Consider the following 25,020-nt stretch of genomic DNA (forward strand, 5'->3'; position numbering starts at 1 on the left):
GAAAATACTATGAAAGGAGTTGTAATTTATAAGGGTAAATACGGTTCTACAGCACAATATGCCAAATGGATGGCCGAAGCGCTTTATCTGCCTATTCTTGATGTCGACCAATATTTTGCAGATGTCTTTGAAGAATATGACACGCTGATTATTGGTACCCCTGTTTATTTTGGCAGCATGTTGCTAAAAACCTGGTTTTTGAAAAATGAAAAGGCATTGCTCAATAAAACTATTAAACTTTTTGTGGTTTGTGGGTCGGCCGGAGATCAGGTGGCCCAGGATAAGATCGTAAAGCAAAATTTACCTGCTGATTTAGCCAAGCATTGTGAGGTATATTTTCTGCCGGGGCGTGTCGATATGTCCAGGTTGTCGTGGTTTCACCGGCTGATGATAAAAGTTGGAGCCCTGATGCAAAAAGACCGTCAAAAAAGGTATGTGATGCAGCGGGGCTACGATGCCGTAAAACGAGAACATATTAACCCTCTGATAAAAAGTGTACTTCATTATTCGATCACAGAAAAAATAGTTTGAACAATTAAATAATATGAAAACGCCGGCTAATAACTTTTTTTATTTAGTTCCTATACAGGAATCATGAAATATATTTCTTGGATCCCATTTTCGTTTCACCTGTTGCATTCGGGGGTAATTTGCCAATTGCCCTGTTTAAACATTGTCTTAACAAAAAATTAAGGCAGTTGCTATTCCTTATAATTGCCTGATTATCAAAGTAGAAGGAGCTCGCAATAGGTCTAACTTTTTGACTGATATACAGGCACTTGTAGATGCTAAAGGTTTGATTGAAGAATTTGAAATTTGAAAACAAATTTATTTTTATGGCATGCAATAGGTGATCGGTTCGACTCCGATATTCTCCGCATTGAATATCAAGGCTTTGCGAAAATCCGTAAAGCCTTTTCCCTTTTGTGATAAAACCGTGATAAAACAAGAATCATTGTAAAATAGAGAAAAGTCCGATTCGGGATTCTCCGCCATAAAATTCCCCATAGTAATTTGTTGTTGGATCCTTGACGCCGAAAAAATCAATAAATAAAATTGATTAAGACGGATTGTACAATGTTTTGACAATCGCAATGATATCCATTTCAAAAATCTGCCTACATTGGACATTATCTACCCTCGGCCAATCCTAAGTTCAAGATAGACATGCGAAAGTTAAAACGACTCAAGAATAATTCGTAGCTAGATGCCGCAAATTATATCATGGGCGCATGTAACAAATTTGATATTTACGTTAAATTTATATTACATTCGCTTTATAGACCCAATATGCCCCCTAAATGCAGTTCGCTTTCTGACAAAGAGTTACTTGTCATTCTACAAGAAGACGAACGGGATGCGTTTGAAGAAATTTACAGGCGATACTGGTCGCTGATGTATATGCATGCACTTAAAATGCTCAGGGATGAAGATGATACCCGGGACGTATTGCAAGATGTTTTCACCTCTCTGTGGCTAAACAGAGGAACAATAGACCTAAATTCAAATTTGGCGGGATACCTTTATACCTGCACAAAAAACAAGGTGCTCGACATGATCGCCAAGCAACGTGTTCGGGTTAATTACCTTGATTCTTTGAGCTCATTTATCGAGGCAAATAACAACCGGATAATCGACACAATAACCGAAAAAGAATTAGCACAGGCATTAGAAAACGAAATCAAGCAGCTGCCGGACAAGATGAGGCAAATTTTCGAAATGCGTATGCATAAGCACCTCACCTACAAGGAAATTGCTGCTGAATTGTCGATTTCGGACAAAACTGTCAAAAAACAGATTAGTAATGCTATTAAAATTATCCGCCCTAAGCTTCACCATCTTTCCGGATGGGCAGTTTTCCTTGTCTTATTAAAAAAATAGGACCCTTAAATAAACTTTTTTAATTTTCTTCTACTACTTCCTGTTCTGATGCCCGTTTATGTTTTGTATCTGTTGTAAACGGAATTATGAACAAGGAACAAGCGCAGGAATTAATCGAAAAATACAGGCTGGGTATTTGTACACCGGAAGAAAAAGCACTTCTGGAACGATGGTACCTTGACGAAGCGACCAGACAGCCTATGCCTGAGTCGCCTGAAAATCCTTTGCAGGAAGAGCAAATTATCTGGAACAGGATAATGGAGGAACTTCCGCAAGCGAATAAAGTTCGGAGGATGAATCTATGGTATTCGATTAGTGCGGCGGCCGCAATCCTTATCTTCATTTCCGCCGGTTTATATATCGGTTTGCACAAAGCCCCTGTTCAGCAGACTGCTAATAACCGACCTTTAAAACATGATATCGCACCGGGAGGGAACAAAGCAATATTAACACTTAGCAACGGGAAAAAGATCGAGCTTAATGATATTCATAATGGACTTTTGGCCACCGAGAATACAACGGAGATCAAAAAGACAGCTGATGGAAAAATTATTTACACCGAGGCGGGAGAGACGTCCGAAACTCCTGCTCTATATAACACTGTGACTACGCCGCGGGGAGGGCAATTTGGTATTGTGCTGCCCGACGGCAGCAAGGTATTTCTTAATGCCGCTTCTTCCATCACGTATCCCACCGCTTTCAATGGCAACGAACGTAAAGTTGAGCTTACCGGCGAGGCTTATTTCGAAGTCGCACATAATGTTGCCAAGCCATTTAGGGTAAGCAGTAACGGGCAAACTGTAGAAGTATTGGGGACTCATTTCAATATTAATGCATATAACGATGAGGCTGTTATCAAAACAACCCTTTTGGAGGGGTCAGTCCGGATCAGTAAAAACGGGCAGCAGGCTATACTTAAACCGGGTGACCAGGCTCAATCATTATTCGGAGTTTCAGATTCTAAAATAACGGTTATTCAGGTTGATACTGAAAACGCTATAGCCTGGAAAAATGGGCTTTTCGTGTTTGATGGGGACAAAATAGAACATATTATGCGCATGATATCCAGATGGTATAATGTGGATGTGGACTATAATGGCGAAAAACCAGATGATGAGTTTGGCGGAACTGTTTCCAGGTTTAATAATGTATCTGAAGTGCTAAAAACGTTACAGTTGACCGGGAAGGTGCGTTTCCGAATAGAAAACAATAAGATAGTCGTAACTAAATAGAAATAATCTGAGAGAACTTAATTAACACTATTGTAAACCAATTTAAACCAACAACCGCATGAAGAAGACATTACGAAAACTCCCTTAAAATCAACAGGGGCTCAAAAAAAAGACGTGAAGGTGTACCACCACCGTCACGCCCTATAAGTTTGAGTTAACCCTTACCTGAAATAATTCAGGAAAAATTTTGGTCAATAAATCATTGTTTTAACCCAAACACACAAAAGTATGAAAATATCTGCTTTTAATACAGGCATGCCTTTTCCGCGGCTGCTTAAAAAGTTTTTACTGGTTATGAAAATAACTGTATTCCTTCTGTTCATCACTTTCATGCAGGTCAGCGCAGCCACATTCGCGCAACAAATCAACCTGAATGAGAATCACACCACGTTAAAAAAGTTATTTAAAGAGATAAGGAAGCAAAGTGGTTATAACTTTATTTACACGGAAGGCATGCTCAAAAATGCGAAGCCAGTGGATATAGAGGTTCACGCCGGAACCATCACGGAAACACTGGATCAGGTGTTGGCCAATCAGCCTTTAACGTATACCATCAGCAATAATACGGTTGTAATCAAAGAAAGAGAATTATCGGCGAAAACCATGGCAAGCCTTTCGGCGCCCATTACGGTAACTGGTACGGTATTAGATGAGAAAGGAAGTCCTTTACCCGGAGTAACTGTAACCGTCGAAGAAACAAATCGCTCCGTCTCGACGGATAAGGACGGTAAATATAGTATCGCGGCTGAGGCTAACCAAACACTTGTTTTCTCATTTATTGGTTATAAAAAGATCAGAATGCCAATCAATAATAACCAACAGATCAATGTTAGCCTGGTTTCTGTTCCGAACGACCTTAACGAGCTGGTTGTAGTCGGCTACGGCACACAAAAGAAAATTGATTTAACCGGCTCGGTAGCTTCCGTTGGCAGTGATAAATTAGATAGCCGCCCTTTAGTGAACCTCGGGGATGGTCTAAACGGTCTGGTTCCCAATTTGAATGTTAATCTGAATGATGGGCAACCCGGCACAGGTGCAAGCTATAATATCAGGGGCTACGCAACGATAGGTCAGAATTCGAATTCTAATCCACTGATACTTGTTGATGGTGTACAACGCGATCCTAATCTGATCGACCCAAATGATGTGGCCAGCGTAACCGTATTAAAAGATGCAGCATCGGCATCTATTTATGGAGGCCGGGCTGCTTTCGGAGTGATTTTAATTACTACAAAGAATGCAAAAAAAGGTGCAACTCAGGTTAGCTATAACGGATCTTACACTACATCCCGTCCTACTAAAATTCCGGAATATATTAACTCGCTGGACTATATTAACCTGTTTAACAGCGCACAAAGAACGGGCGCAAAAAGCGGTGGTTATACATCCAGTGATCCTTTTACAACTCAGGATTCTACAATGGTTGCTGCTTATTTTCACGATCCGGCGCATAACCCCGATGCATACATTGATCCTGGGAACCCGCAACGCTACCGGTACGTCGGCAACACCGATTGGATGAAGGTACTTTATCCTGGCTGGGCGCCACAGCAGCAACATTATTTGTCTGTTACAGGGGGAGAGGGCAAGACCTCCTATTCGGCCAGTATGGGTTATTTAAGGCAAGATGGCCTGGAAAAGTTGGCCAACCAGGTATATAACCGGTATACGCCGAGCGTAAAAATAAGCTCGGATGTCGCTCCATGGCTGACATTTAACTTTGTGATGTCAATGACGCATACTGATAACAATCAGAGTGCATATACTTACCAGAGCAACCAAGGAGGTTCATGGATACCCACTGACTTGCGGCCGGTGATGCCAATTTATAACCCTGACGGCAATTATTCTGGACAGGGAAATTATACAAACCCGGTAGCGGTGATTAATCAGAATGGCAGGGATATCGACTCAAAAAATGATTTCTGGACAACGGGCCGTATCATTTTAAAACCCGTTAACCATTTAACTATTACCTCCGATTATACCTGGAACAACTACTCGGACTTTGACAAATCGCATATTATAGCCTTTAATGAATATGGCGTTAATGGCGCTTTCCTTGATGTTTTTCCACATACAAATCCATCAAGCGTTTCCGAGTACCGGCAAAACAATAATTACAATGCCTTGAATGCCTTTGCTACTTATGAGAACACATTTAATCAAAAGCATTATTTTAAAGCGATAGTAGGCTATAACCAGGAGTACCAGCACTATGTACTGAGTAATGCTACCGCGCGAAACCTGATCGACCCCACTTTACCGGCCATAGGCGTTAATAATGACCCTAAACCAACTGTTGGGGGACCGGAAACACAATATGCGCTGATCGGCACTTTCTTCAGATTGAATTATAATTACGACCGACGGTATTTACTCGAAGTGAACGGAAGATATGATGGCACTTCACGTTTCCCGACAAATGACCGGTATACATTCTCGCCTTCCGTATCTGCCGGCTGGAATATAGCAGAAGAGCCTTTTATGAAGGACCTGAAGAATACTATTAACGAAGTAAAAGTAAGGGCATCTTATGGCCAATTGCCAAACCAGCAAACTTCGGGGAATGTATCATCATCGGCACAGTACCCGTATATAGCCGTGCAGCAAACCGGAACTGTAAGGTATTTATTTAATAATCAGCCGGGAGTGACAGTTTATGCTCCAGACTTGATCAGTAGCAATCCAAGCTGGGAAAAGGTACAAACAAAAAATATCGGCTTGGATTATGCCTTTTTAAATAGCAGATTGAGCGGTAGCCTTGATTATTATGTCACCAATACCAAAGACATGCTGGTTGCAGGCCAGCCATTGCCGGCGGTATTAGGTACCCTTGCTCCCTATAAGAATGCTGCTAATCTGCAAACCAATGGATGGGAGCTGAGCATTACATGGAAAGACCGCATATTTAATAACCAGTTATACTACAGCGCCACCATTGGTCTGTCTGATGCGACCAGTACAATTACTAAATACGACCTTAATCCAACAGGAATTATTGGTAATAACAGTGGTATTTATTATCCCAGAGAAAAGTTAGGCAATATATGGGGATTTGAATCGCAAGGATTTTATAAGACAGATGCTGAGGCGGCTGCGGTTGATAATTCAGCGCTCGCGGGCTATCAATGGCTGGCTGGTGATATCAAATACGCCGACCTGAATCACGATGGCAAGATTAATTATGGGAACAATACACTGTCAAATCCTGGTGACCAGAAAATCATAGGTAATAGCACCCCCCGCTACAAATTTGGATTTAACCTGAGCCTGGCTTACAAAAATTTTGATTTTGCAACTTTCATCGCAGGTGTACTCAAAGCTGATTATGCACCAAACGATTATGTTTTTTATGCATTTCAGGGTAATGAATGGAATCTTCCCTACGGCTACGCAACCAATTACTGGACGCCTCAAAATCCCGATGCCTATTTTGCTCGGCCAAGATTCAACGGCCAGGGTAATGAGCAACCCAACACCCATTACCTGCAGAATGCGGCCTACGCAAGGGTAAAACAGTTAACGTTGGGTTATTCTCTGCCACAAACCTTAGCCAGCAGCCTGCATGTCAAAAAGGTTAGGGTGTATGTAACCGGAGCAAACCTTATTACCATTACGTCTTTGTTCAAGGGCTATGATCCTGAAATCATTACAAGTGGCCTCACTTTTCTGAATACTCCGAACTTTCAGACATATCCTTACAATAAATCGGTTTCGTTCGGGCTGCAGGCCACTTTATAAAAATGCTGTTTAGGTTTTACAAACAATAAAAAATATTGAGATGAAAAATAAATATTACCTATATATGATCGTCTTGGCTATCATGGCTTTTGCATCGTGCAAAAAAGATAGCTTTTTAAACCGGTATCCATTAAGTGATGTCAGTCCGCAAAATTTCTTTAAGGATGAGACTGATCTGCAATTGTATTGCAATCAATACTACGCCAACCTGCCGATACAAGGTTTTGTGGATATGGATGATAATTCGGATGACAAGGCTAATGCATCAATGAATCAGTTTTTGGCTGGGACCTATACTGTGCCGACCACCGGGGGCGGCTGGGATTTTGGCTTTATCCGTACCTGCAATTATTTCCTGGCCAATTATTCAAAAGCGAATACCACTACCGATATTAAGAACATTTATGTCGGGGAAACACTCTTTTTCCGTGCAAATGATTATTGGGGAAAGGTGAAAAGATTCGGTGATGTCCCATACATTAACAGGTATATAACCGATACTTCAAAAAGTGCATTATATGGCACGAGGATGCCTCATAAGCAAGTGATGGATTCTGTGCTGAAAGACATCAATTTTGCGGTTGACCACCTCCCTGAAAGCGCGGCTGACGGACGCGTAAATAAATATATCGCCCTGGCTTTAAAAGCGCGTGTATGCCTTTGGGAAGGCACTTACCGGAAATACTTTGGAGCGGGCGATGAGACACCTTATCTACAAGCAGCCAGCGATGCGGCTGAACAGATCATGAATTCCGGCCAATATAACATATATACCACCGGGCATCCACAAACGGATTACTACAATCTTTTCATTCAGGACGAATTGCAGGTTAATCCTGAGGCTATCATGCCTATGCGGTATCTGACCACTGTTTTAACAAACAATTTCGACAGACAATTAGGAGAGGCGGGAGATGGCTACAGTAAGGATTTTGTGCGGTCTTATTTATGCTCGGATGGATTACCAACCTCACTTAGTCCGTTATATAAAGGTGATGACACGCCAGACGATGAAGCAACCAACCGTGATCCGCGATATAAACAGGAAATAGCGACGAGAGGATTTGACTTTTTAAATGGCGATATCATTACATTGCCAAGGATAGGAACCTCGGTAACTTCTACAGGATATCAGCCTATCAAAGGCCGTTCGTCCAGCATTGCAGCATGGAATGCCGACCAATCCACCTACGATGTCTTTATATTCAGATATGCTGAGACTCTGCTAATCGAAGCAGAAGCCACGGCAGAACTGGGAACATGCACGCAAGGAATATTAGATGCAACTATCAATAAATTAAGGGATAGGGTAGGAATGCCTCATATGATTATTACCAGTCTTGTTAAAGATCCAAAGTCAGATTTTCCAAATATTCCGGTGCTGATCGATGAAATACGCCGTGAACGCCGCGTAGAGCTGGCTTCAGAAGGGTTCCGTTCGGATGATCTTCACAGGTGGCATGCCGGCACACTGATCAACAATCCTGAAACAGTTTTAGGTATGAAGTTGACACCGGCGTTAAGAGCGCAGTATCCACCTGATCAGGTGGGCAGCATAGTAACTGATGCTAATAGTTATATAGAAGTTTATCCGGGCAGCGCACGTACCTGGGATGATAAATTGTACTTATACCCGATACCTACACAAGAGTTAACATTAAATCCAAACCTTAAGCAAAACCCGGGCTGGTAATTATATATAAATTATCGACGCTTGTTGCCGCTGCCAGTGTACCAATTGATTTGCAGGTACATTGGCAGAGCGGTAACAACAAATCAATCTGAATGAGAAAGTTAAAATTCCTTTGCATCATTTTATTACTGTCAAGTGTACAGATATCTATTGCGCAAACTCCTGACTGGGAAAGCGAGAAAATATTTGGCATTAATAAAGAGCCCACTCATGTTACCTATACGCCTTACGCCAATTTAGAACAAGCATTACGAGATGTTTCAGAATCCTCACCATATTATTCATCACTCGATGGTTATTGGAAATTTCGTTGGGTAAAGCAGCCATCTGAGAGACCGATGGAATTCTACAAAACTAATTTCGACGATACTAAATGGAAAACCATTCCGGTACCCTGCAATATGGAGTTGCAAGGATACGGAATACCCATTTATACCAATATCACCTATCCTTTTAAACCCAATCCGCCCAAAGTAATGGGGCAGGTTCCGGCAGACTGGACAGTAAGCAAAGAACCCAATCCATTAGGGTCTTATCGCCGTAACTTTGATGTCCCTGATAACTGGACCGGCAGGGAAATATTTGTTCATTTTAACGGGGTACAAAGTGCTTTTTACATTTGGATAAATGGCCAAAAAGTGGGTTTCAGCGAAAATAGCATGAGCCCGGCTGAATTCAATATCAGCAAATATGTGCACCCGGGTAAAAACCTGATCGCAGTAGAAGTTTACAAATACAGTGCAGGCAGCTATCTGGAAGATCAGGACATGTTCCGTTTCAGCGGTATATTCCGCAGTGTATTTGTTTATGCAACACCGAAGGTGCATGTGCGCGATTTCTTTATACTTTCTGATCTTCCCGATGATTTTTCTTCGGCGAAACTTTCGGTTAAAGCAGCCATTAAGAACGATGAAGATAAAAGGGCATCTCCCGGACTTTTAGAAGTTAATGTTTATACGCCGGATGGCAGATTACTGAATAATAAAATATTTATCTCACAAAATATCGCATCGGTATCTGCGGGTTCAGAGCAAAACTACTTGCTTGAAGGAATGGTAGATCGCCCCTTATTATGGTCGGCTGAAAAGCCGAACTTATATAAAGTGGTTCTTACATTAAAGGATAAAAGTGGAGCAGTCCAGGAGGTGGTTACATCAGAATTCGGATTTCGGAAAGTTGAGATCAAAGACAGCCGTTTATTTGTAAACGGAAAACCAGTGTTGCTTAAGGGGGTAAACCGTCATGAAGTACATCCAGCCTATGGTAAGACAGTACCATTAGCGACAATGATCCGCGATATAGAGCTCATGAAGCAATACAACATCAACACTGTTCGCACCTGTCATTATCCCGATGACCCGGCTTGGTATAAGCTATGCGACGAGTATGGACTTTATGTGATTGATGAAGCCAATTTGGAAACACACGGCATGGGTGATCAGCTTACTAAGGACCCCAAATGGAAACCTGCCTATTTAGATCGCGAAGTAAGATTAGTGGAGCGCGATAAAAACCATCCTTCTGTGATCATCTGGTCGATGGGAAACGAATCATGGGGCGGTGAAAACTTTGTTGCCGGAAGAAAAGCTATTCTCGCCATTGATCATTCAAGGCCAATCCATTATGAAGGGCAGAATGAGGTGGCGGACATCGAATCGAGCATGTATCCTTCGGTTGCAACCTTGACTGAAGAAGGTGAAAAACAATCAGCTAAACCTTTCTTTATGTGCGAATACGCACATGCTATGGGTAACGCGATTGGTGACTTAAAAGAATACTGGGACGTTATCGAATCTCATAAACGTTTGATCGGTGGCTGCATATGGGAGTGGGTTGACCAGGGTGTGAATAAGCCTATTCCGGGTGACACCGCAGGGAGGACATTCTTTGCTTATGGCGGCGATTTTGGCGATCAGCCTAATGATAGCACATTCAGTGTTAAGGGCCTTGTTACTTCAGACCGTCAGGTAAAGCCAGAAATGGAAGAAGTGAAAAAGGTTTATCAATGTGTAAAAATAGAGCCTGCAGACATTATTAAAGGTAAAGCGTCAATTACAAACAAATATAGTTTTATCAACCTTGCAGAATTTGATCTTTGCTGGTCGCTTGCCGAAGATGGTACAACAATTCAATCGGGAATATTGCCGGCATTAAACCTTCCGGCCGCGCAATCGACTGCTGTTACAATTCCGTTCACCCAACCTATAATTCACCCAGGCGCTGAATACTGGCTTATGGTCTCATTAAAGCTGCACGAAGATAACCGCTGGGCAAAACAAGGCCATGTAATTGCCTGGGGGCAGATGGCTGTACCATTTGAGACAGTACCATCACCAAAAAAAACCGATAGTATTCCTCCGTTAGGGGTTTCTGAGAATGAAAAGGAAATAAGTTTAAACGGGAAAACTTTCAGCATCGCATTTGATAAGGCTGTGGGGACTATTTCGTCACTTACATATGGAGCACAAAACATTATTAATTCTATAAGGGATGGCCCTATGTTTAACCTGTACCGTGCCCGTATGGATAATGACCGGACTAAGGAGCGGGGACCTTACATTGAATGGTCGAAGGCAGGATATGATAATCTGAATTATAAATTAGTAAGTCTTGTGTTTAAGCAGGTGAGTGATAATAAGGCAATTCTTACTACCGTCACTAATGCAACCACACGCTCAGGATTTGAAACTAATATTACCATTACCTATATCATTTATGGAAATGGATTCATCAACGTAGACGCGACATTTAAACCGGGTAAAAACGATCTCGACATACCTCGCTTGGGATTACGGCTGTTTTTAGATGAGAATCTGGAAAATGTAGAATGGTATGGACGCGGGCCGCATGAAAATTATTCGGACAGGAAGGAATCCGCGGCATTCGGGCAGTATCAAAAAACAGTGAGCCAGATGCTGGAACCTTATGAAAGACCTCAGGGCATGGGTAACAGGGAGGATGTGCGATGGGTTAAAATTGCTAATAATGTGAATAGTGGATTAGTTATTTTAGCTAAGGGCAAGTTGAATTTTACCGCATTACATTATACCGACCAGGACCTTTGGAAAGCCCATCATTTGTATCAGTTAAAGCCGCGAAAAGAAACAGTGTTAAGCCTGGACTATGAGCAATTAGGGATAGGGAATGCAAGCTGTGGCCCTACTCCTTTAACGCAGTATTATATTCCTGATAGACCCGCAACAATATCATTTACTATAAAACCTTATAATCCCGCTATGGGGAACGTCGATGAATATGCCCGTAATGAGAATAAATAGGGGGTATTTAAAATTACACCAAATTACAAAAGTAGAAGAGAAATAATCCTGATCTGTCAGGCTTGAATAAAATATAAACTTCAAATAATGGATATGAGATTTCAAAAAACATTATCGCAAATAAAAAATTACTATGCTATTGTAAGCATAATTTGTTCGCTTACACCTATTCTTGCTAGCGCTCAACAAGCGCCAGCTCCCGTAGGGCCAGTACCTAATGCCAGACAGATTGAATGGTATCATCGTGAAATAATCGCTTTTTTTCATTTCGGTATGAACACATTTACCAATGACAATGAAGGCGACGGAACGGCAAGTCCGCAGTTGTTCAACCCAACCGCGCTCGATTGCAATCAATGGACCAGCGTGCTTAAACGTGCGGGTATTACAACTGCCATTTTGGTAGCTAAGCATGCTGATGGCTTTTGTAATTGGCCTACTGTCCATACCAATTACTCGATAAAGAATAGCCCCTGGAAGGATGGCAAAGGTGATGTGGTTAAGGAGTTTACGGACGCCTGCAAAGCGTCAGGTATTAAAGCAGCCATTTACCTGGGCCCTCATGACCGGCATGACTCCAGGTATGGAACACCAGACTATGCAGATTATTATGCCGGTCAATTATCCGAGCTGTTAAGAAATTATGGGCCGATATGGGAAATATGGTGGGATGGGGCCGGTGCGGATAAACTCACTACAGCCTTTTATACGCGCTGGGCTGATACTGTTCGTAAGTTACAGCCAAACTGCGTTATTTTCGGAACAAAAAACTCTTACCGGTTTGCTGATTGCCGGTGGGTTGGGAATGAATCGGGAATTTCCGGCGACCCGTGCTGGTCGACCATTGAACCTTCTTCAATCAGAGACGAATCTGAGCATATCTCGCAATTGAATCACGGAGAAATTAATGGCAGTGCCTATGTGCCCGCTGAAGTTGATGTTTCTATCCGCCCAAGCTGGTTTTATCATCCCGAAGAAGATAGCCGGGTGAAAACAGTTTCTCAGTTATGGGACCTTTATTTCAATTCGGTAGGGCGAAATAGCGTATTGTTGTTGAATTTTCCTCCGGACAAAAGAGGGCTTGTTCCTAATATAGATGCGCAAAGAGCAGACAGCCTGCACCGGTTAATAGTGGGTACTTTTAAAACAAATTTACTGAATGGTTCTACTATAAAATCACTTCACCCACGTGGGCCAAACTTTAAACCGCAAAACATGGTGGATGAACAAGAGGGCACTTTTTATGCAACAAAAGACGCGAATAAAACAGATACGATAACCTTTGATCTTCACTCAAAGAAGACGTTTGATGTAATAAAGATACAAGAGGTAATTGAACTTGGGCATCGGACGATAGGCTGGTCTGTAGATTATTCTGTTGATGGCAAAGATTGGACGGCAATCCCGGAAGCTACCGGAAAACAGTCCATTGGTTATAAATGGCTGGTTAAGTTTAATCCGGTTATGGCATCTAAAATTCGATTAAGGATCACATCTGGAAAAGCATGCGTGGCAATTCATACTTTTGGTGTTTATAAAGAACAAATGTCGACGTCCGATATAAAGCTGTCATTGTAGCGATAAATAGATAAATCAAAAAGCGCAGTAATATTAAACACTACTGTGCTTTTTTTGAGCGGGGGACCAGCACTCGGACCTACGACCTTCGGGTTATGAGTCGACTTAAAAACTATGTTATTTTTAGTGACCAAATCAAAGAAAAGAGTTTCGTTTATTCCCTTCTGAAAATTCTTGTTTCGCTATATGCAGTTTTCAAGCTTCCCGAATTTAAACGTTCAAAATGAATTTTTTTTGATAAAGTCTGTTACAATTTGTATCTTGTAATTGGCAAGAGCAAGCTAAAAATCGTTAACAAAATAAAAAAGCCTGAAACGCCTTCACGTAACAACCTGATTTTAAAGTAGAAGCAAGCAGCAATATGTCGAAGCTTTGGGAGGATATTCAAGCTGTTGTAAATGCCAGATTTTTAGTTGAGGAATGCTATTAAGTCTGATTTTTGAATAGAAAATTACAGCAATCAGTTTGGCTACTTGGTTGTAAGGGAATTTGTTAGACCTGTACTATCCGGTAACTTGTGCTGCGGCCTCCTGCTGTTTCCTGTTCCAGAATATTCTTTTTTACAAGGTCCTGTATATCGCGTAGCGCAGTGTCTGTTGAACACTGGTTTATTTTTGCCCATTTGGAGACATTCAATGTTCCGTAAAAGTCCTCCAATAAAAGGTTAATCATTTTTAGTTGTCGTCCATTGAGTGTAGCACCTTCGTGTGCCTTCCAGAAACTGTCTTTTGCTTGAACCTTCCCCACAATCTGATCGGTGCTATCCATCGACCTGTCAAGACATTCCAGGAACCATAACAGCCACTCTGTAATATCCAGCGAACCCTTTTGTGTTTTTTCCAGGATATCGTAGTAAGACCTTTTTTCCTGTTCGATCTGAGCAGACATACTGTAAAAACGTTGTTCAGATCCGTCAGCTCTGGCCAGCTGCATATCAGTAATAGCGCGGGTGATCCTTCCATTTCCGTCTTCAAAAGGGTGAATGGTTACAAACCATAAGTGGGCAACTCCTGCTTTAATTACCGCATCAATTTCCTGCGAGGAATTAAACCACTGCAGGAATTGGGTCATTTCTACCGGTAATCTTTCAGCTTCAGGAGCCTCGTAATGTACCTTTTCCCGACCGCTCGCACCTGATATTACCTGCATTGGGCCTTTTTCGTCGTTTCGCCAGTTTCCGACTTTGATTTTAAATATTCCGCTTCTGCCAGTTGGAAAAAGGGCGCTTTGCCAGCCGAACAAGCGGTCTTCAGTTAATGGGTTTTTATAGTTCTGTGTAGCGTCCAGCATCATTTCCACCACACCCTCGATATAGTGATTGGTGGGGATAAGTCGTGCAACATCCAGCCCTAAGCGTCTTGCAATCGATGACCTAACCTGTTCCGGATTCAATATTTCGCCTTCGATTTCACTTGACTTGGTAACATCCAGGGTTAAGGTTTTTAAGATGGCTTCTTCTTTTATTTTAAAGCCTGCAGCATTCATTTGCCCCAGTATTTTCCCTTGACGGTGTCTTACTGCTCCCAATTTCACGCTAAGTTCCTGATCTTGCCAGGTCAAATCGGGCCATTGTTTTAAGGTGTGAATATGCATATTCGCCGCAAATATGCGGTAAATGTATATAGAATTTACCGCATATCCTAATGGTGCGGTGAATAATCAGTCGATTCGCCGCATTTTTGCGGTATTTGAAGATCTTTCATTGCGAGATCATTCATTATTTATCAAACCCATACCAACATCATCAACCCGGAATACCATCACTTGTTCCGGAACGGAGGCATAAGAAATAAATATCAATAAATTTTAATTATCGAACATTGAAAATTGTGATGAAAATGGAGTGAATTGATTATAGACATTTGTTCTATCAAAACAAAATAACATGACCACGTAAGAAAAAATCATACAAGAAACAGGCCTGCTCCTGAATATTAATAAGCCTGCAAAAAAGGCGATTTTTATAGTTGGTGTCCTGCTTTGCTTTACGCCTTTTATCAGTACTGTAGTGGCCTTGCTGATGGGCCTGGCAATCGCCCAGCTAACCGGTCACCCTTATCTGAGCTTATATACAGCAGGTTATAAGCAATAAAAAAACCGGCATACCAGAACTGGGTCTGGATTTTGCCGGTTTCGCCGATTTGGTAGCGGGGAGCAGGATCGAACTGCCGACCTTAGGGTTATGAATCCTACGCTCTAACCATCTGAGCTACCCCGCCGGATCATTTTTTTTTATCTTTTTACTGGCTATTTTTCAACAACTTGTATTAAAATCAGCCTCTATTTGCTTTAAACGTTATTCTTTATTATTCAGGCCGAAAATGGCATCAAATAAAGCTTTATCGCTGTAAAAAGAGTTTGCAAATATAGTAGAAATTCGTTTTCTTTAGAAAAAATGTTAAGATTTACGGCAAATCATACCGCCGGTTGTTATAAACCCCTATGTCTGGAAAGAAGAAATTTAATATTGAGTACGAAATAAAATCGTCGCCCAGGATACTATATAGCTTCCTGAGTGAACCTAATGGACTGACGCAGTGGTTTGCCGATGATGTAACTGTTAGAGACCAGGTTTTTACCTTTAACTGGGACGGAGAAGAACAAAAAGCAAAATTGCTTTGCACCAAAGAAAATAAACTGGTCAGGTTTAAGTGGCTGGATGATGATCCGGAATATTTTTTCGAAATGGAGATATTGCAGGACGAGCTAACCAATGACGTCGCCCTGAGCATTACCGACTTTGCCGCAGAAGATACCTTGAGTGAAAGAAAATTAATCTGGGATAATCAGATTGAGTACCTTATCAGCGTTCTAGGTGCATAAGGGAATAATTTTCCCTAATTTTGTATTGTGAAGAAAATTCATCTCTTATTACTCAAAGCATTTATCAGGCCTTTCATAGTCACCTTCATGATCGTTATGTTCGTGTTGTTGATGTTGTTCCTGTTCAAATACATCGACGACCTGATCGGGAAAGGGTTTGAGCTGACCACCATCTTGCAATTAATGTTATATGCCTCGGCTACCAATGTGGCTATGGCATTGCCTCTCTCAGTGCTTCTTTCATCCATCATGACCTATGGCAGCCTGGGCGAAAACTATGAACTGGTAGCTATAAAATCGGCAGGAGTTTCATTGCGCAGAGCAATGTACCCAATGATCATTGTGGTTGGTATTCTTAGTATAGCGGCTTTTATATTCTCCGACAATATGCTCCCGGTGGCCAACAGGAAATATTATTCTCTTTTGTATGACGTAAGGCAACAAAAATCAGCTAACTTATTACCTGAGGGTGTTTTCAGTAACAGTTTTCCGGGTTATTCTATTCGTGTAAATAAAAAGGACCCTGATGGGCAAACCCTGCATGATGTGATGATCTATTCAAAAAACGAGTCGGACAATAATACCAACGTCTTGGTTGCCAAAGAAGGCAGGATGTACCGCACAATGGATAATCAGTTTCTGATACTGAGACTCAAAGATGGTGTAAGGTATGAAGAAGCGCATGGTGATAAAAATTTCGAGATGCGCCAGCGGTTTACTCGCTTCCGTTTTAAGGAAACAGAGCAAAAGTTTGATCTGTCGTTCATGAAACTGAAGCGTACCGACGAAAATTTATTTAGGCAGGCGGTGCAAATGATGGACCTCAAACAATTGAAATATTTTGGCGATTCAACCCGCAGACAATTGGATAGCGTTACAGGCCTTAATTATAAACAGGTTAGTCCGTATATTAAATACTTTGGTATACCTAAAAAGCCAAAGGATGCTAAAATTAAATATGTGGTTTGTAAGAGTAAAAATATATTGGGCGATATGAGCCTGCAACAACAGGTAGCTGCGTTGATGAATGCACAAAATGAAGTGCGTTCTGTTACCGAGGTAACTAAAAACCGTGCCGATATGTATAAAGACATGGCCAAAAGCGGGCGAAATATCGCTCTGGAATATCAAAAGAAGTTTGAGTTATCGGCGGCGTGTATCACCCTGTTTTTGATCGGTGCACCAATGGGATCCATTATTCGTAAGGGCGGGCTTGGGATGCCGGTTGTTGTATCTGTGATATTCTTCCTTGTATATTATATCACCTGGACAATTGGCGAGAAATCTGCGAAAGGCGGAGATCTATCGCCGGTAATAGGTGAATGGATATCGATAATCATATTAACACCAATCGGACTGTTCCTTTCTTATAAAGCGGCAAATGATTCTGTTTTATTTGACATGGAAGCTTATAAACGGTTCTTCAATAAATTATTACGGCGAAAAGACGTATAAGAGCTATAAAGCAACTTTTACAAATATCCGACCGTAATGGATAGAGTAACAGTTAACTTTGTATAATATACAATGGTATGCTGGCTTTACCGGAGGCCTATTTACACTACTGACACCAAAAAATGCTGAATACAATACAGGAAGCTATAGAAGCTATCAAAGCTGGAAGAACCATTATAGTTGTTGATGATGAAGACCGCGAAAATGAAGGTGATTTCTTAACTGCTGCGCATAATGCTACCCCCGAAACTATAAATTTTATGATACGTCATGGAAGGGGACTGGTTTGTGCGCCCATCACCAGTCAGCGGGCAAAGGAGTTGGAGTTAGAGCCAATGGTAACCAACAATACCACCTCACACGAGACGAACTTTACTGTTTCTGTCGACCTGCTGGCAGGTTGTACAACTGGTATATCTGCATCCGATCGTTCAAAAACCGTTCTGGCTCTGATTGATCCGTCTACAGTTCCATCTGATCTGGGCCGTCCGGGCCATATATTTCCATTGATAGCGAAGGATGGCGGTGTGCTGCGCCGTACAGGGCATACTGAAGCGGCCATTGATATGGCTGTTCTGGCAGGGTTTGAACCTGCCGGTGTGATCTGTGAGATCATAAAAGAAGACGGCGAAATGGCTCGCCTTCCTGATTTGCTGCAAATGGCCAGGGAATTTGATATGAAGATCATTTCTATTAAGGATTTGATCGAATACCGTCTTACTGCCGAAACGTTAGTACATAAGGAAATTGCTGTTAAGATGCCTACCCAATGGGGCGATTTTGACATGATAGCTTATACTCAATTGGATACAGGAGAACACCACCTGGCCTTGGTAAAAGGAAGCTGGGAGCCGCACGAACCCGTGCTCGTACGTGTACACAGCTCATGTGTTACCGGCGATATTTTTGGCTCATGCCGGTGCGACTGCGGGCCTCAACTGCATAAGGCGATGGAGATGATCAGCCAAGAGGGTAAGGGCGCTATTGTGTACATGAATCAGGAGGGCAGGGGTATTGGACTGATTAATAAATTAAGGGCTTACCATCTTCAGGAAAACGGCTTGGATACGGTTGAAGCAAACCTTAAGCTCGGTTTTAAAATGGATCAGCGGGATTACGGCATTGGTGCCCAGATACTACGCAGTTTGGGGATAACTAAAATGCGTTTGATGACTAATAATCCTAAGAAACGTTCGGGGTTAATGGGCTACGGGCTTGAGATTGTCGAGAATGTGGCGATTGAGATAAAGCCTAATCCGCATAATGAGGCTTACCTGAAAACCAAACGCGATAAAATGGATCACGCTATCCTGCGGGATCATTGATCATTATCATCTGCCTTTTCATTTACAGCATGACTGCTAGCACCAGGCGTTGTTCCTGAGTTTGGCGTTTTTATAGGTTCAGGAAGCGGTATAACTGGCTGCTTTTTCTTGCGTATGCCAAACATGTTCCTCAAAAACTCACCAAAGGTGTCGAAGTCTCGCTGATAAACCAGCCCGACACCATTTACATATTGCGCCGTTAATTGTTGGTCTAATGTATTCAGTACAGTGCCGTTTAGCAAGCGATAGGAGTATCGCGCAGTGAGGTTACCGTTTTTTGTAATAAGATACTGCGCACTAAAGTCTTTTGATAAGTTATTAAAGCTCGAATTAAATAGGCTATTGTTGTTATAATATAAATCGTTTGACGAAACTGCGGCGGAATACAAACTTCCGCTCAACACCACGCGCTCATTAAATAAATGTAATGATGCACTCGCATCATTAAATGACCGGATATTCAAATCGAGGCTTTTAATTGTGTTAGATTGGGAAATAAGCGTATTGAGTTTATTGAATGCAAATTCGCTTACCGCCTCACTTGCTGTATTCAATGTTTGTGTGCCCAAAGCGCCCCCATTACCGCCCGGGGTAAACCTCCTGGTTGCAATAATACTCAAAGCTTGCTGCGTACGATTATTATAATCGCTCAGATATGCGCTTACAGTTTCTTTTATCGAGGGGTCTGTAGGGAAGTTAAAATCAAAGTCGATGGTAGGCTGTAACAGCGATTTTGTTAAGATCAAATTCGCCTGAACCAATACTAACTCATTCGGCAACGGAATACCAGCAGCTGAATAAAGCTCCCGGATTCCTGTACGTACCTCATAAACCGCACGCATGTTTATCTCCGCATTATTAGGATTGCCGGTCCACCGGATGGTTCCTCCCTGTGTTACCTGAAAGTTTTTACTAATGACGTCCTTGGCAATAAATTCAAACTTGCCCGAAGTGATCAAAAAGTCGCCGAACATGGTAAAATCGCCCAGACTGCTGATGTTTAACTTTAAGTTAGTCGCAGTACCGCTACCTTCCAACTTGCCATAATCCGTAGTGATTTTTACCAATGTTTTTTCATCAGCGCTAAGGTCAAAATTCAGACTAACACCATTGAATGGTCTGGGTTTAGCGACATTTTTAGCCGTATCTTTATGGCTTACGAATTTTATAAAATCATAGTCCTCCGCTACAGTTGAGGTATTTAACGGGATATTAAATACTGTACCTGCATCAGTTTTTGCTTTAATATCAATATTCATATTATCCGTAGGACCGCTAAAGCTAAAACGACCGGTGGCATAGGCCGTACCGAAATAAAGCCTGTTATCTTTAAATGTTGTATTAAGTGCCATAAAGTTTTTGGCATTTAATACCACTTCAATATCCGGGTTCGAAATATCATTCAGGTCAACTTTTCCGGTAGCCGTGGCTTCATTCCCACGAATATCTTTCAATACCAACCCATCTACATTGATTACGCTATTGTTAACAGCTAGTTTATTATTTATGGTATAAGCTGTTTTTAAGTAATTAACCGTCACCCCCGTATTTGCCAGGGTAATATCGCCGTTAAATTGAGGGTTTGATAGAGTGCCGCTCAGCTTTAGATCGGTAGAGATGGTGCCTTTAAGATTCGATACCAGATCATTAATAAAGGGCTCTAAAATGATAGCCTCGGCCTGGTTCATTTTTATATTGAAGTCCAGCTTATCGTCCGTTTGTTTTCCGATCAGGTAAGCCCCCTCAATATTCATAGTTTCCAAACCACGGTTGATAATATTCATTTTTACATTGGCCTGAGTACGGGCGGTATCTAATGAGGATGCTATCTTCACATTTCCGATCACGGTCTTGTTCATCATGAAAGTATCGATTGATAGATGCGAATCAAATACCGGTGCCTTGGTAACCGCACTTAATACCACGTCGCCATTTAGTGTGCCATTCATTTTTAAGTTGGCCGTGCGTGTCAACTGATCAAATGTTGACATCTTGAATTTCTCAAATTCCACCTTCAACTGATCAGCCGGGTTGTCGGAAATAAAGCCGTTTATCCGGGCCTTTTGTCCGCCGTTGGAAAGTTCAAAGCCTGTTACCTGGGTCTTGCCGTCCAGCAACCTTATTCTAACTTTATCTGTCAGCCGCCAGTATTGATGTTCCAATATTACGTCTGATGGCAAAAGCGAAAGCTTGGCTGTTGTATCGCGTCCAAATTGCACAAGGCCATAAAGGTCGAGCTGGTTAGTAGCATCCTTGTCGGCTAGCTTGATGTTGAAATTAAGGCTGTCTTTTCTTAAGAAATTCGAGATACTTATATTTTTTACGAAAAGGCTATCCGTAAAATTGACCCGGCTTAACGAGATGTTTGCCTCCAGGTCCTTGTCGGTGGTGTTCTCGTCTAAGATAAAATCATGAAAAACAGTCTTGCCCAACTGAACGGTTTTGATATAGCCGTTAAGAGTCGCAGTTTTATTTGCCGAATCAAACTGCCCGATAAAAGTTCCCTGGTCCGGCACTTTTACAGTGGGGGCATACATGGCCAGCAAAGGTTCCAGGTTTTTTATAGTTAGATTGAACGAAAACTGCTGAGGTTTCGGGGCAACAATCTCGGTCTTCAGTGACGGGATATATTTCTTTACGATTGTTTTGAAATAGGATGGCAAAGTTGCCAGATCGTAGCTTCCTTTAATGCCGGCATCAGCCAGATCTGATTTTAAACTGATTTCCCTTACTTTACCCAACCCGTTTGCTGCAAGATATACCGAATCAACCACATAATTATTGCGTGGATCGGTAATCTTTATTTGTGATAAAAGTACCTTGCCTTCGGTATTATTGAGATCATGGCCATGGAAATTGGCATTAATGCGTGTAGAAAGCGTAATTGTATCCTTTAATAATTTTAGCGTATGCAACTTAGCATCGTTGATAGTGGCTGCGAAATTGTACTCAGGTAATTTCGGATTCAAATCTATGCTGCCATTTGCATCCAGTTGGATGTTGCTGTCATCAATTGAGAGTTTCGCACTGGCTACTTTTTTAAGGAACGTGCCGTTCAGAGTTACGTTGTTATAATCATACCCTTTGAAAGTGATATTTTTTATACTGGCATCCAGCTTCTCAGTCAGGTCTTTTAGTTTATCGCCACTCCCTACTACGTTGGCCGTTAAAGTAGCGCGACCAACATCACTTTCGTCTATCAGCGTGCCCAGGTCAAAATTATAGGTTGATAATTTACCGCTATAACTTGGGGTGCCGGCTTTGTTGATTTTCAGGTTAAGGTCTGAATCAAACCGGCCCAATTTGGTTTTGAAAGTGCCATAGGCGACAAAGTCGTTCTGTAATCCGGTAAAACGTCCTGAAAAATTGATCTGCCCAAATTTGGCTATCACATCCGGTACCTTTGCCGTTGGGGTACCAGTAAAGTTGCTGTATAGGTAGTCGATATCTTTCTTGTTAGTGGCGATCTGCTCGAAATTGAGTTCAAGAAAGGTATTATCCCAATCCGGGAGGCCTTTCAGGTTAAAGTCACCTTTCACATAGGTACCCTGCCCGCCGGTAACCAGCAGGTTCTTCGACTTCAGATTATTTACATACCCTTTTATCTGCCCATCGAGGCCAAGGTCGAATTTTACCTTTTCCAGCCCATCAGTAAAGTAAGCAATATCGCTGGATGCAATATGGGAGGTTTTGAAGGCGCCTTCCATATACACACGGTCATCTATATGGTCGCCAATGTCATCAAAGTTCTTAAACTTCATCCTGAAATAGTTCTTCAAATCAGAATGTGTCGTTTGTAAATGCATGTTTTGCACCAATATCTGATTGGTATCCACGGTAGCTTTTCCAATCAAGTTCCTGAGGTAAAAACCGCTTTTCTTTTCCAAAAGGGTCAGTTTATGTATATTGCCTTTGAAGACATGGTGAACAAAATCGAGGTCTGATATCTCTGTTGTAAAATTGTGCACATCCAAATCATCAAAATTCACCTGATTCATAGCGGTGTCTACCAGGAAGTTTTTGTAACGGAAGTGCAGGTTATTAATGGCGACTTTCTCAAAATCTATTGTCCAAGGTTTGCTTTTAGTTTTTGTTTTTATAGTATGTGGCGAACTGAAAAAGTCTTCAAGAAATTTAAGATTGCTTGTGCTATCTTTAAGCTTTTTCAGATAGACAGATCCGTTGTCCAGTTGCACCAAGCTCAGATCAAGGTGCCGTCGTTGTATACTGGTTAATAAAGAAAAACCGCTAATATCAACCGTAAGCTTAGGCGTATTGATTAAAGTGTCCTTTTGTTTATCCAGTACATAAAAGTCTTCGAGCACTACGGTCGAAAATGGTTTAATGTAAAGACTCTTGATGCTGACTTTGGTATTGAGCTTTTCGGAAAGGTAATCTGTTGCCTGTTTAGCAGCCCAGGTTTGTACTGGTTTATACTCAAATAGCAGAAGTATGACGCTTATTACTAGTAAAATAAACAGCACAATCCCTAACGCTATATTGAGTAGTTTTTTAATAACTTTGTATTTTTTAATTGGATGCGCAAAAATATGCATTCATATATTGATAATGAGTTTAGTTTTTGCACATATTAACGTTTATTTCTTTGACTTTCTTCAATAACCAGAGTTTATTTAACTCGGTTTTGAAATTTTGATTTTTTAAGGTGCCTGTAATACTCGGAATTGAATCTTCCTGTGACGAAACATCAGCCTCCATCTGCGCTGATGGCAAAATTTTAAGCAATGTAATTGCCAATCAAACTATCCACGAAGCTTACGGTGGTGTAGTGCCCGAGCTGGCCTCGCGCGTACACCAGCAAAATATTGTTCCCGCAGTACAACAATCTATTGTAAACGCAAAAATCAGCAAGAATGATATTGATGCAGTCGCTTTTACGCGTGGTCCGGGGCTTTTAGGTTCATTATTGGTAGGTGTCTCGTTTGCCAAAGCTTTTGCATTAGCCAGGAATTTACCTTTGATTGAAGTCAACCATATGCAGGCGCATGTGCTGGCCCATTTTATCGATGAACCGAAACCAAGCTTTCCTTTTTTGTGCTTGACAGTTTCCGGAGGGCACACGCAAATCGTTTTGGTAAAAGATTACTTCAATATGGAGATAGTTGGCCAAACCAATGATGATGCCGCAGGCGAAGCTTTGGATAAAACCAGTAAGATTTTGGGCTTGCCATATCCAGGCGGACCGATGATCGATAAATACGCGCGTATAGGTAATCCGAATGCTTACCAATTTCCAGAGCCACAAATTCCAGGACTGGATTTCAGTTTCAGCGGATTAAAAACGGCGATCCTTTATTTCATCAGGGATAACACCAGATTGAACCCTAATTTCGTGCAGGATAACATCGCAGACATCTGTGCTTCGGTAGAAAAGCGAATCGTCACCATCCTGTTAAACAAATTGAAGAAAGCAGCTCAGCAATATGATGTGAAGGATGTGGCACTAGCCGGAGGTGTATCAGCTAATACAGGCTTGCGTAATGGCCTGAAAGTACTAGGCGAAGAAATGGCCTGGAACACATTCATTCCTCAATTTCAATACTGTACTGACAATGCTGCCATGATAGCCATTGCCGGTTATTACAAATATCTGAAAGGTGACTTTGTGGGACAGGATACTGCGCCGCTGGCAAGAATGCCTTTTTAAGCTGAATGGTTTATTATTTTAATTTCTATTTTTGCAGCACTTCCGGAGTTGCGGACTTCCCGTCTTCCGGATTTTTAAAAATATGGGTGCTCCTTCAATAATTTTCTTTACTGTTTTTTTATTACCGCTGGTGGCGTTTTTTATCTGGTTGATGAGACAGGATAAACGCAAAGGTGCAACGGGCCTGATCGTGCTAGCCATTATTGTCATTTGTGGCATTGTGTACATGTATCTGAAAACCGGCGGAAATTAAAAAGCCTCCCCACAATGGACTGAACCCCAAAAGTTGGACGAATTTAAAAATTAATTGTAATGATGAGCCCGATAAATTATCGGGCTCATC

Annotated in this window: 15 protein-coding genes and 1 tRNA gene; 12 read left to right on the top strand and 4 right to left on the bottom strand. The window is 41.7% G+C overall.

The window, feature by feature from the left end; translation table 11 throughout:
• Positions 1–9: 9 nt before the first annotated feature.
• Positions 10–531 (top strand): flavodoxin domain-containing protein, encoded by a 522-nt coding sequence (locus Q3A68_RS18590; RefSeq protein ID WP_302902627.1) that lies wholly within the window; start codon positions 10–12, stop codon positions 529–531.
• Between the two features lie 39 nt (positions 532–570).
• Here Q3A68_RS18590 and Q3A68_RS23210 read toward each other — a convergent pair whose 3' ends face one another.
• Positions 571–657, bottom strand: a complete 87-nt coding sequence (locus tag Q3A68_RS23210; protein WP_368045690.1) for a BBE domain-containing protein — start codon at positions 655–657, stop codon at positions 571–573.
• A 633-nt stretch (positions 658–1,290) separates the two neighbouring features.
• On the opposite strand from Q3A68_RS23210, the gene Q3A68_RS18595 reads away from it, so the two are divergent.
• The 6 genes from Q3A68_RS18595 (at position 1,291) to Q3A68_RS18620 (ending at position 13,406) form a co-directional block, all read left to right on the top strand.
• Complete coding sequence (locus tag Q3A68_RS18595; protein ID WP_302902628.1) at positions 1,291–1,881, top strand: RNA polymerase sigma factor; 591 nt, start codon at positions 1,291–1,293, stop codon at positions 1,879–1,881.
• 86 nt (positions 1,882–1,967) lie between these two features.
• A complete protein-coding gene (locus Q3A68_RS18600) occupies positions 1,968–3,113 on the top strand; it encodes a FecR family protein (protein WP_302902629.1) in 1,146 nt (381 codons plus the stop codon).
• A gap of 294 nt (positions 3,114–3,407) precedes the next feature.
• Complete coding sequence (locus tag Q3A68_RS18605; RefSeq protein ID WP_302902630.1) at positions 3,408–6,857, top strand: TonB-dependent receptor; 3,450 nt, start codon at positions 3,408–3,410, stop codon at positions 6,855–6,857.
• Between the two features lie 40 nt (positions 6,858–6,897).
• Positions 6,898–8,550, top strand: coding sequence for a RagB/SusD family nutrient uptake outer membrane protein (locus Q3A68_RS18610; RefSeq protein ID WP_302902631.1), 1,653 nt, complete (start codon positions 6,898–6,900; stop codon positions 8,548–8,550).
• Between the two features lie 92 nt (positions 8,551–8,642).
• Positions 8,643–11,828 (top strand): beta-galactosidase, LacZ type, encoded by a 3,186-nt coding sequence (lacZ, locus tag Q3A68_RS18615; RefSeq protein WP_302902632.1) that lies wholly within the window; start codon positions 8,643–8,645, stop codon positions 11,826–11,828.
• A 93-nt stretch (positions 11,829–11,921) separates the two neighbouring features.
• The gene (locus Q3A68_RS18620) at positions 11,922–13,406 is read left to right on the top strand and encodes an alpha-L-fucosidase (RefSeq protein WP_302902633.1); all 1,485 of its coding nucleotides are present in this window, start codon (positions 11,922–11,924) and stop codon (positions 13,404–13,406) included.
• Between the two features lie 492 nt (positions 13,407–13,898).
• On the opposite strand, the gene Q3A68_RS18625 is transcribed toward Q3A68_RS18620, so the two are convergent.
• The gene (locus Q3A68_RS18625; protein WP_302902634.1) at positions 13,899–14,999 is read right to left on the bottom strand and encodes a Fic family protein; all 1,101 of its coding nucleotides are present in this window, start codon (positions 14,997–14,999) and stop codon (positions 13,899–13,901) included.
• 22 nt (positions 15,000–15,021) lie between these two features.
• Between Q3A68_RS18625 and Q3A68_RS18630 the strand changes: the two genes are divergently transcribed.
• Entirely contained in the window at positions 15,022–15,192 is a 171-nt protein-coding gene (locus Q3A68_RS18630; protein ID WP_302902635.1) for a hypothetical protein, read from the top strand.
• A 356-nt stretch (positions 15,193–15,548) separates the two neighbouring features.
• Here Q3A68_RS18630 and Q3A68_RS18635 read toward each other — a convergent pair.
• Positions 15,549–15,625 (bottom strand) — tRNA-Met (locus Q3A68_RS18635).
• Positions 15,626–15,848: 223 nt separating this feature from the next.
• On the opposite strand from Q3A68_RS18635, the gene Q3A68_RS18640 reads away from it, so the two are divergent.
• The 3 genes from Q3A68_RS18640 (at position 15,849) to Q3A68_RS18650 (ending at position 19,009) form a co-directional block, all read left to right on the top strand.
• Entirely contained in the window at positions 15,849–16,229 is a 381-nt protein-coding gene (locus tag Q3A68_RS18640) for an START-like domain-containing protein (RefSeq protein WP_302902636.1), read from the top strand.
• Between the two features lie 27 nt (positions 16,230–16,256).
• Positions 16,257–17,684, top strand: coding sequence for an LptF/LptG family permease (locus tag Q3A68_RS18645; protein WP_302902637.1), 1,428 nt, complete (start codon positions 16,257–16,259; stop codon positions 17,682–17,684).
• Between the two features lie 122 nt (positions 17,685–17,806).
• Positions 17,807–19,009, top strand: coding sequence for a bifunctional 3,4-dihydroxy-2-butanone-4-phosphate synthase/GTP cyclohydrolase II (locus tag Q3A68_RS18650; RefSeq protein ID WP_302902638.1), 1,203 nt, complete (start codon positions 17,807–17,809; stop codon positions 19,007–19,009).
• On the opposite strand, the gene Q3A68_RS18655 is transcribed toward Q3A68_RS18650, so the two are convergent.
• Positions 19,003–23,565: a translocation/assembly module TamB domain-containing protein gene (locus Q3A68_RS18655; RefSeq protein ID WP_302902639.1), complete on the bottom strand. Its 4,563-nt coding sequence runs from the start codon at positions 23,563–23,565 to the stop codon at positions 19,003–19,005. The two genes, Q3A68_RS18650 and Q3A68_RS18655, sit on opposite strands and share 7 nt — an antisense overlap.
• A gap of 110 nt (positions 23,566–23,675) precedes the next feature.
• Here Q3A68_RS18655 and tsaD point away from each other — a divergent pair, with 110 nt between their 5' ends.
• On the top strand, positions 23,676–24,677 hold the full coding sequence (gene tsaD / locus Q3A68_RS18660; RefSeq protein WP_302902640.1) for a tRNA (adenosine(37)-N6)-threonylcarbamoyltransferase complex transferase subunit TsaD: 1,002 nt from the start codon (positions 23,676–23,678) through the stop codon (positions 24,675–24,677).
• Positions 24,678–25,020: the final 343 nt, after the last annotated feature.

The sequence above is a fragment of the Mucilaginibacter tolerans genome (assembly GCF_030519375.1).
GTDB lineage: Bacteria > Bacteroidota > Bacteroidia > Sphingobacteriales > Sphingobacteriaceae > Mucilaginibacter.

Excerpts from the sequence above, each read along its gene's own strand:
- Q3A68_RS18590 (WP_302902627.1), top strand. The coding sequence starts at position 10 with ATGAAAGGAGTTGTAATTTATAAGGGTAAATACGGTTCTACAGCACAA.
- Q3A68_RS18595 (WP_302902628.1), top strand. The coding sequence starts at position 1,291 with ATGCCCCCTAAATGCAGTTCGCTTTCTGACAAAGAGTTACTTGTCATT.
- Q3A68_RS18600 (WP_302902629.1), top strand. The coding sequence starts at position 1,968 with ATGAACAAGGAACAAGCGCAGGAATTAATCGAAAAATACAGGCTGGGT.
- Q3A68_RS18605 (WP_302902630.1), top strand. The coding sequence starts at position 3,408 with ATGAAAATAACTGTATTCCTTCTGTTCATCACTTTCATGCAGGTCAGC.
- Q3A68_RS18610 (WP_302902631.1), top strand. The coding sequence starts at position 6,898 with ATGAAAAATAAATATTACCTATATATGATCGTCTTGGCTATCATGGCT.
- lacZ (WP_302902632.1), top strand. The coding sequence starts at position 8,643 with ATGAGAAAGTTAAAATTCCTTTGCATCATTTTATTACTGTCAAGTGTA.
- Q3A68_RS18620 (WP_302902633.1), top strand. The coding sequence starts at position 11,922 with ATGAGATTTCAAAAAACATTATCGCAAATAAAAAATTACTATGCTATT.
- Q3A68_RS18625 (WP_302902634.1), bottom strand. The coding sequence starts at position 14,999 with ATGCATATTCACACCTTAAAACAATGGCCCGATTTGACCTGGCAAGAT.
- Q3A68_RS18630 (WP_302902635.1), top strand. The coding sequence starts at position 15,022 with ATGTATATAGAATTTACCGCATATCCTAATGGTGCGGTGAATAATCAG.
- Q3A68_RS18640 (WP_302902636.1), top strand. The coding sequence starts at position 15,849 with ATGTCTGGAAAGAAGAAATTTAATATTGAGTACGAAATAAAATCGTCG.
- Q3A68_RS18650 (WP_302902638.1), top strand. The coding sequence starts at position 17,807 with ATGCTGAATACAATACAGGAAGCTATAGAAGCTATCAAAGCTGGAAGA.
- Q3A68_RS18655 (WP_302902639.1), bottom strand. The coding sequence starts at position 23,565 with ATGCATATTTTTGCGCATCCAATTAAAAAATACAAAGTTATTAAAAAA.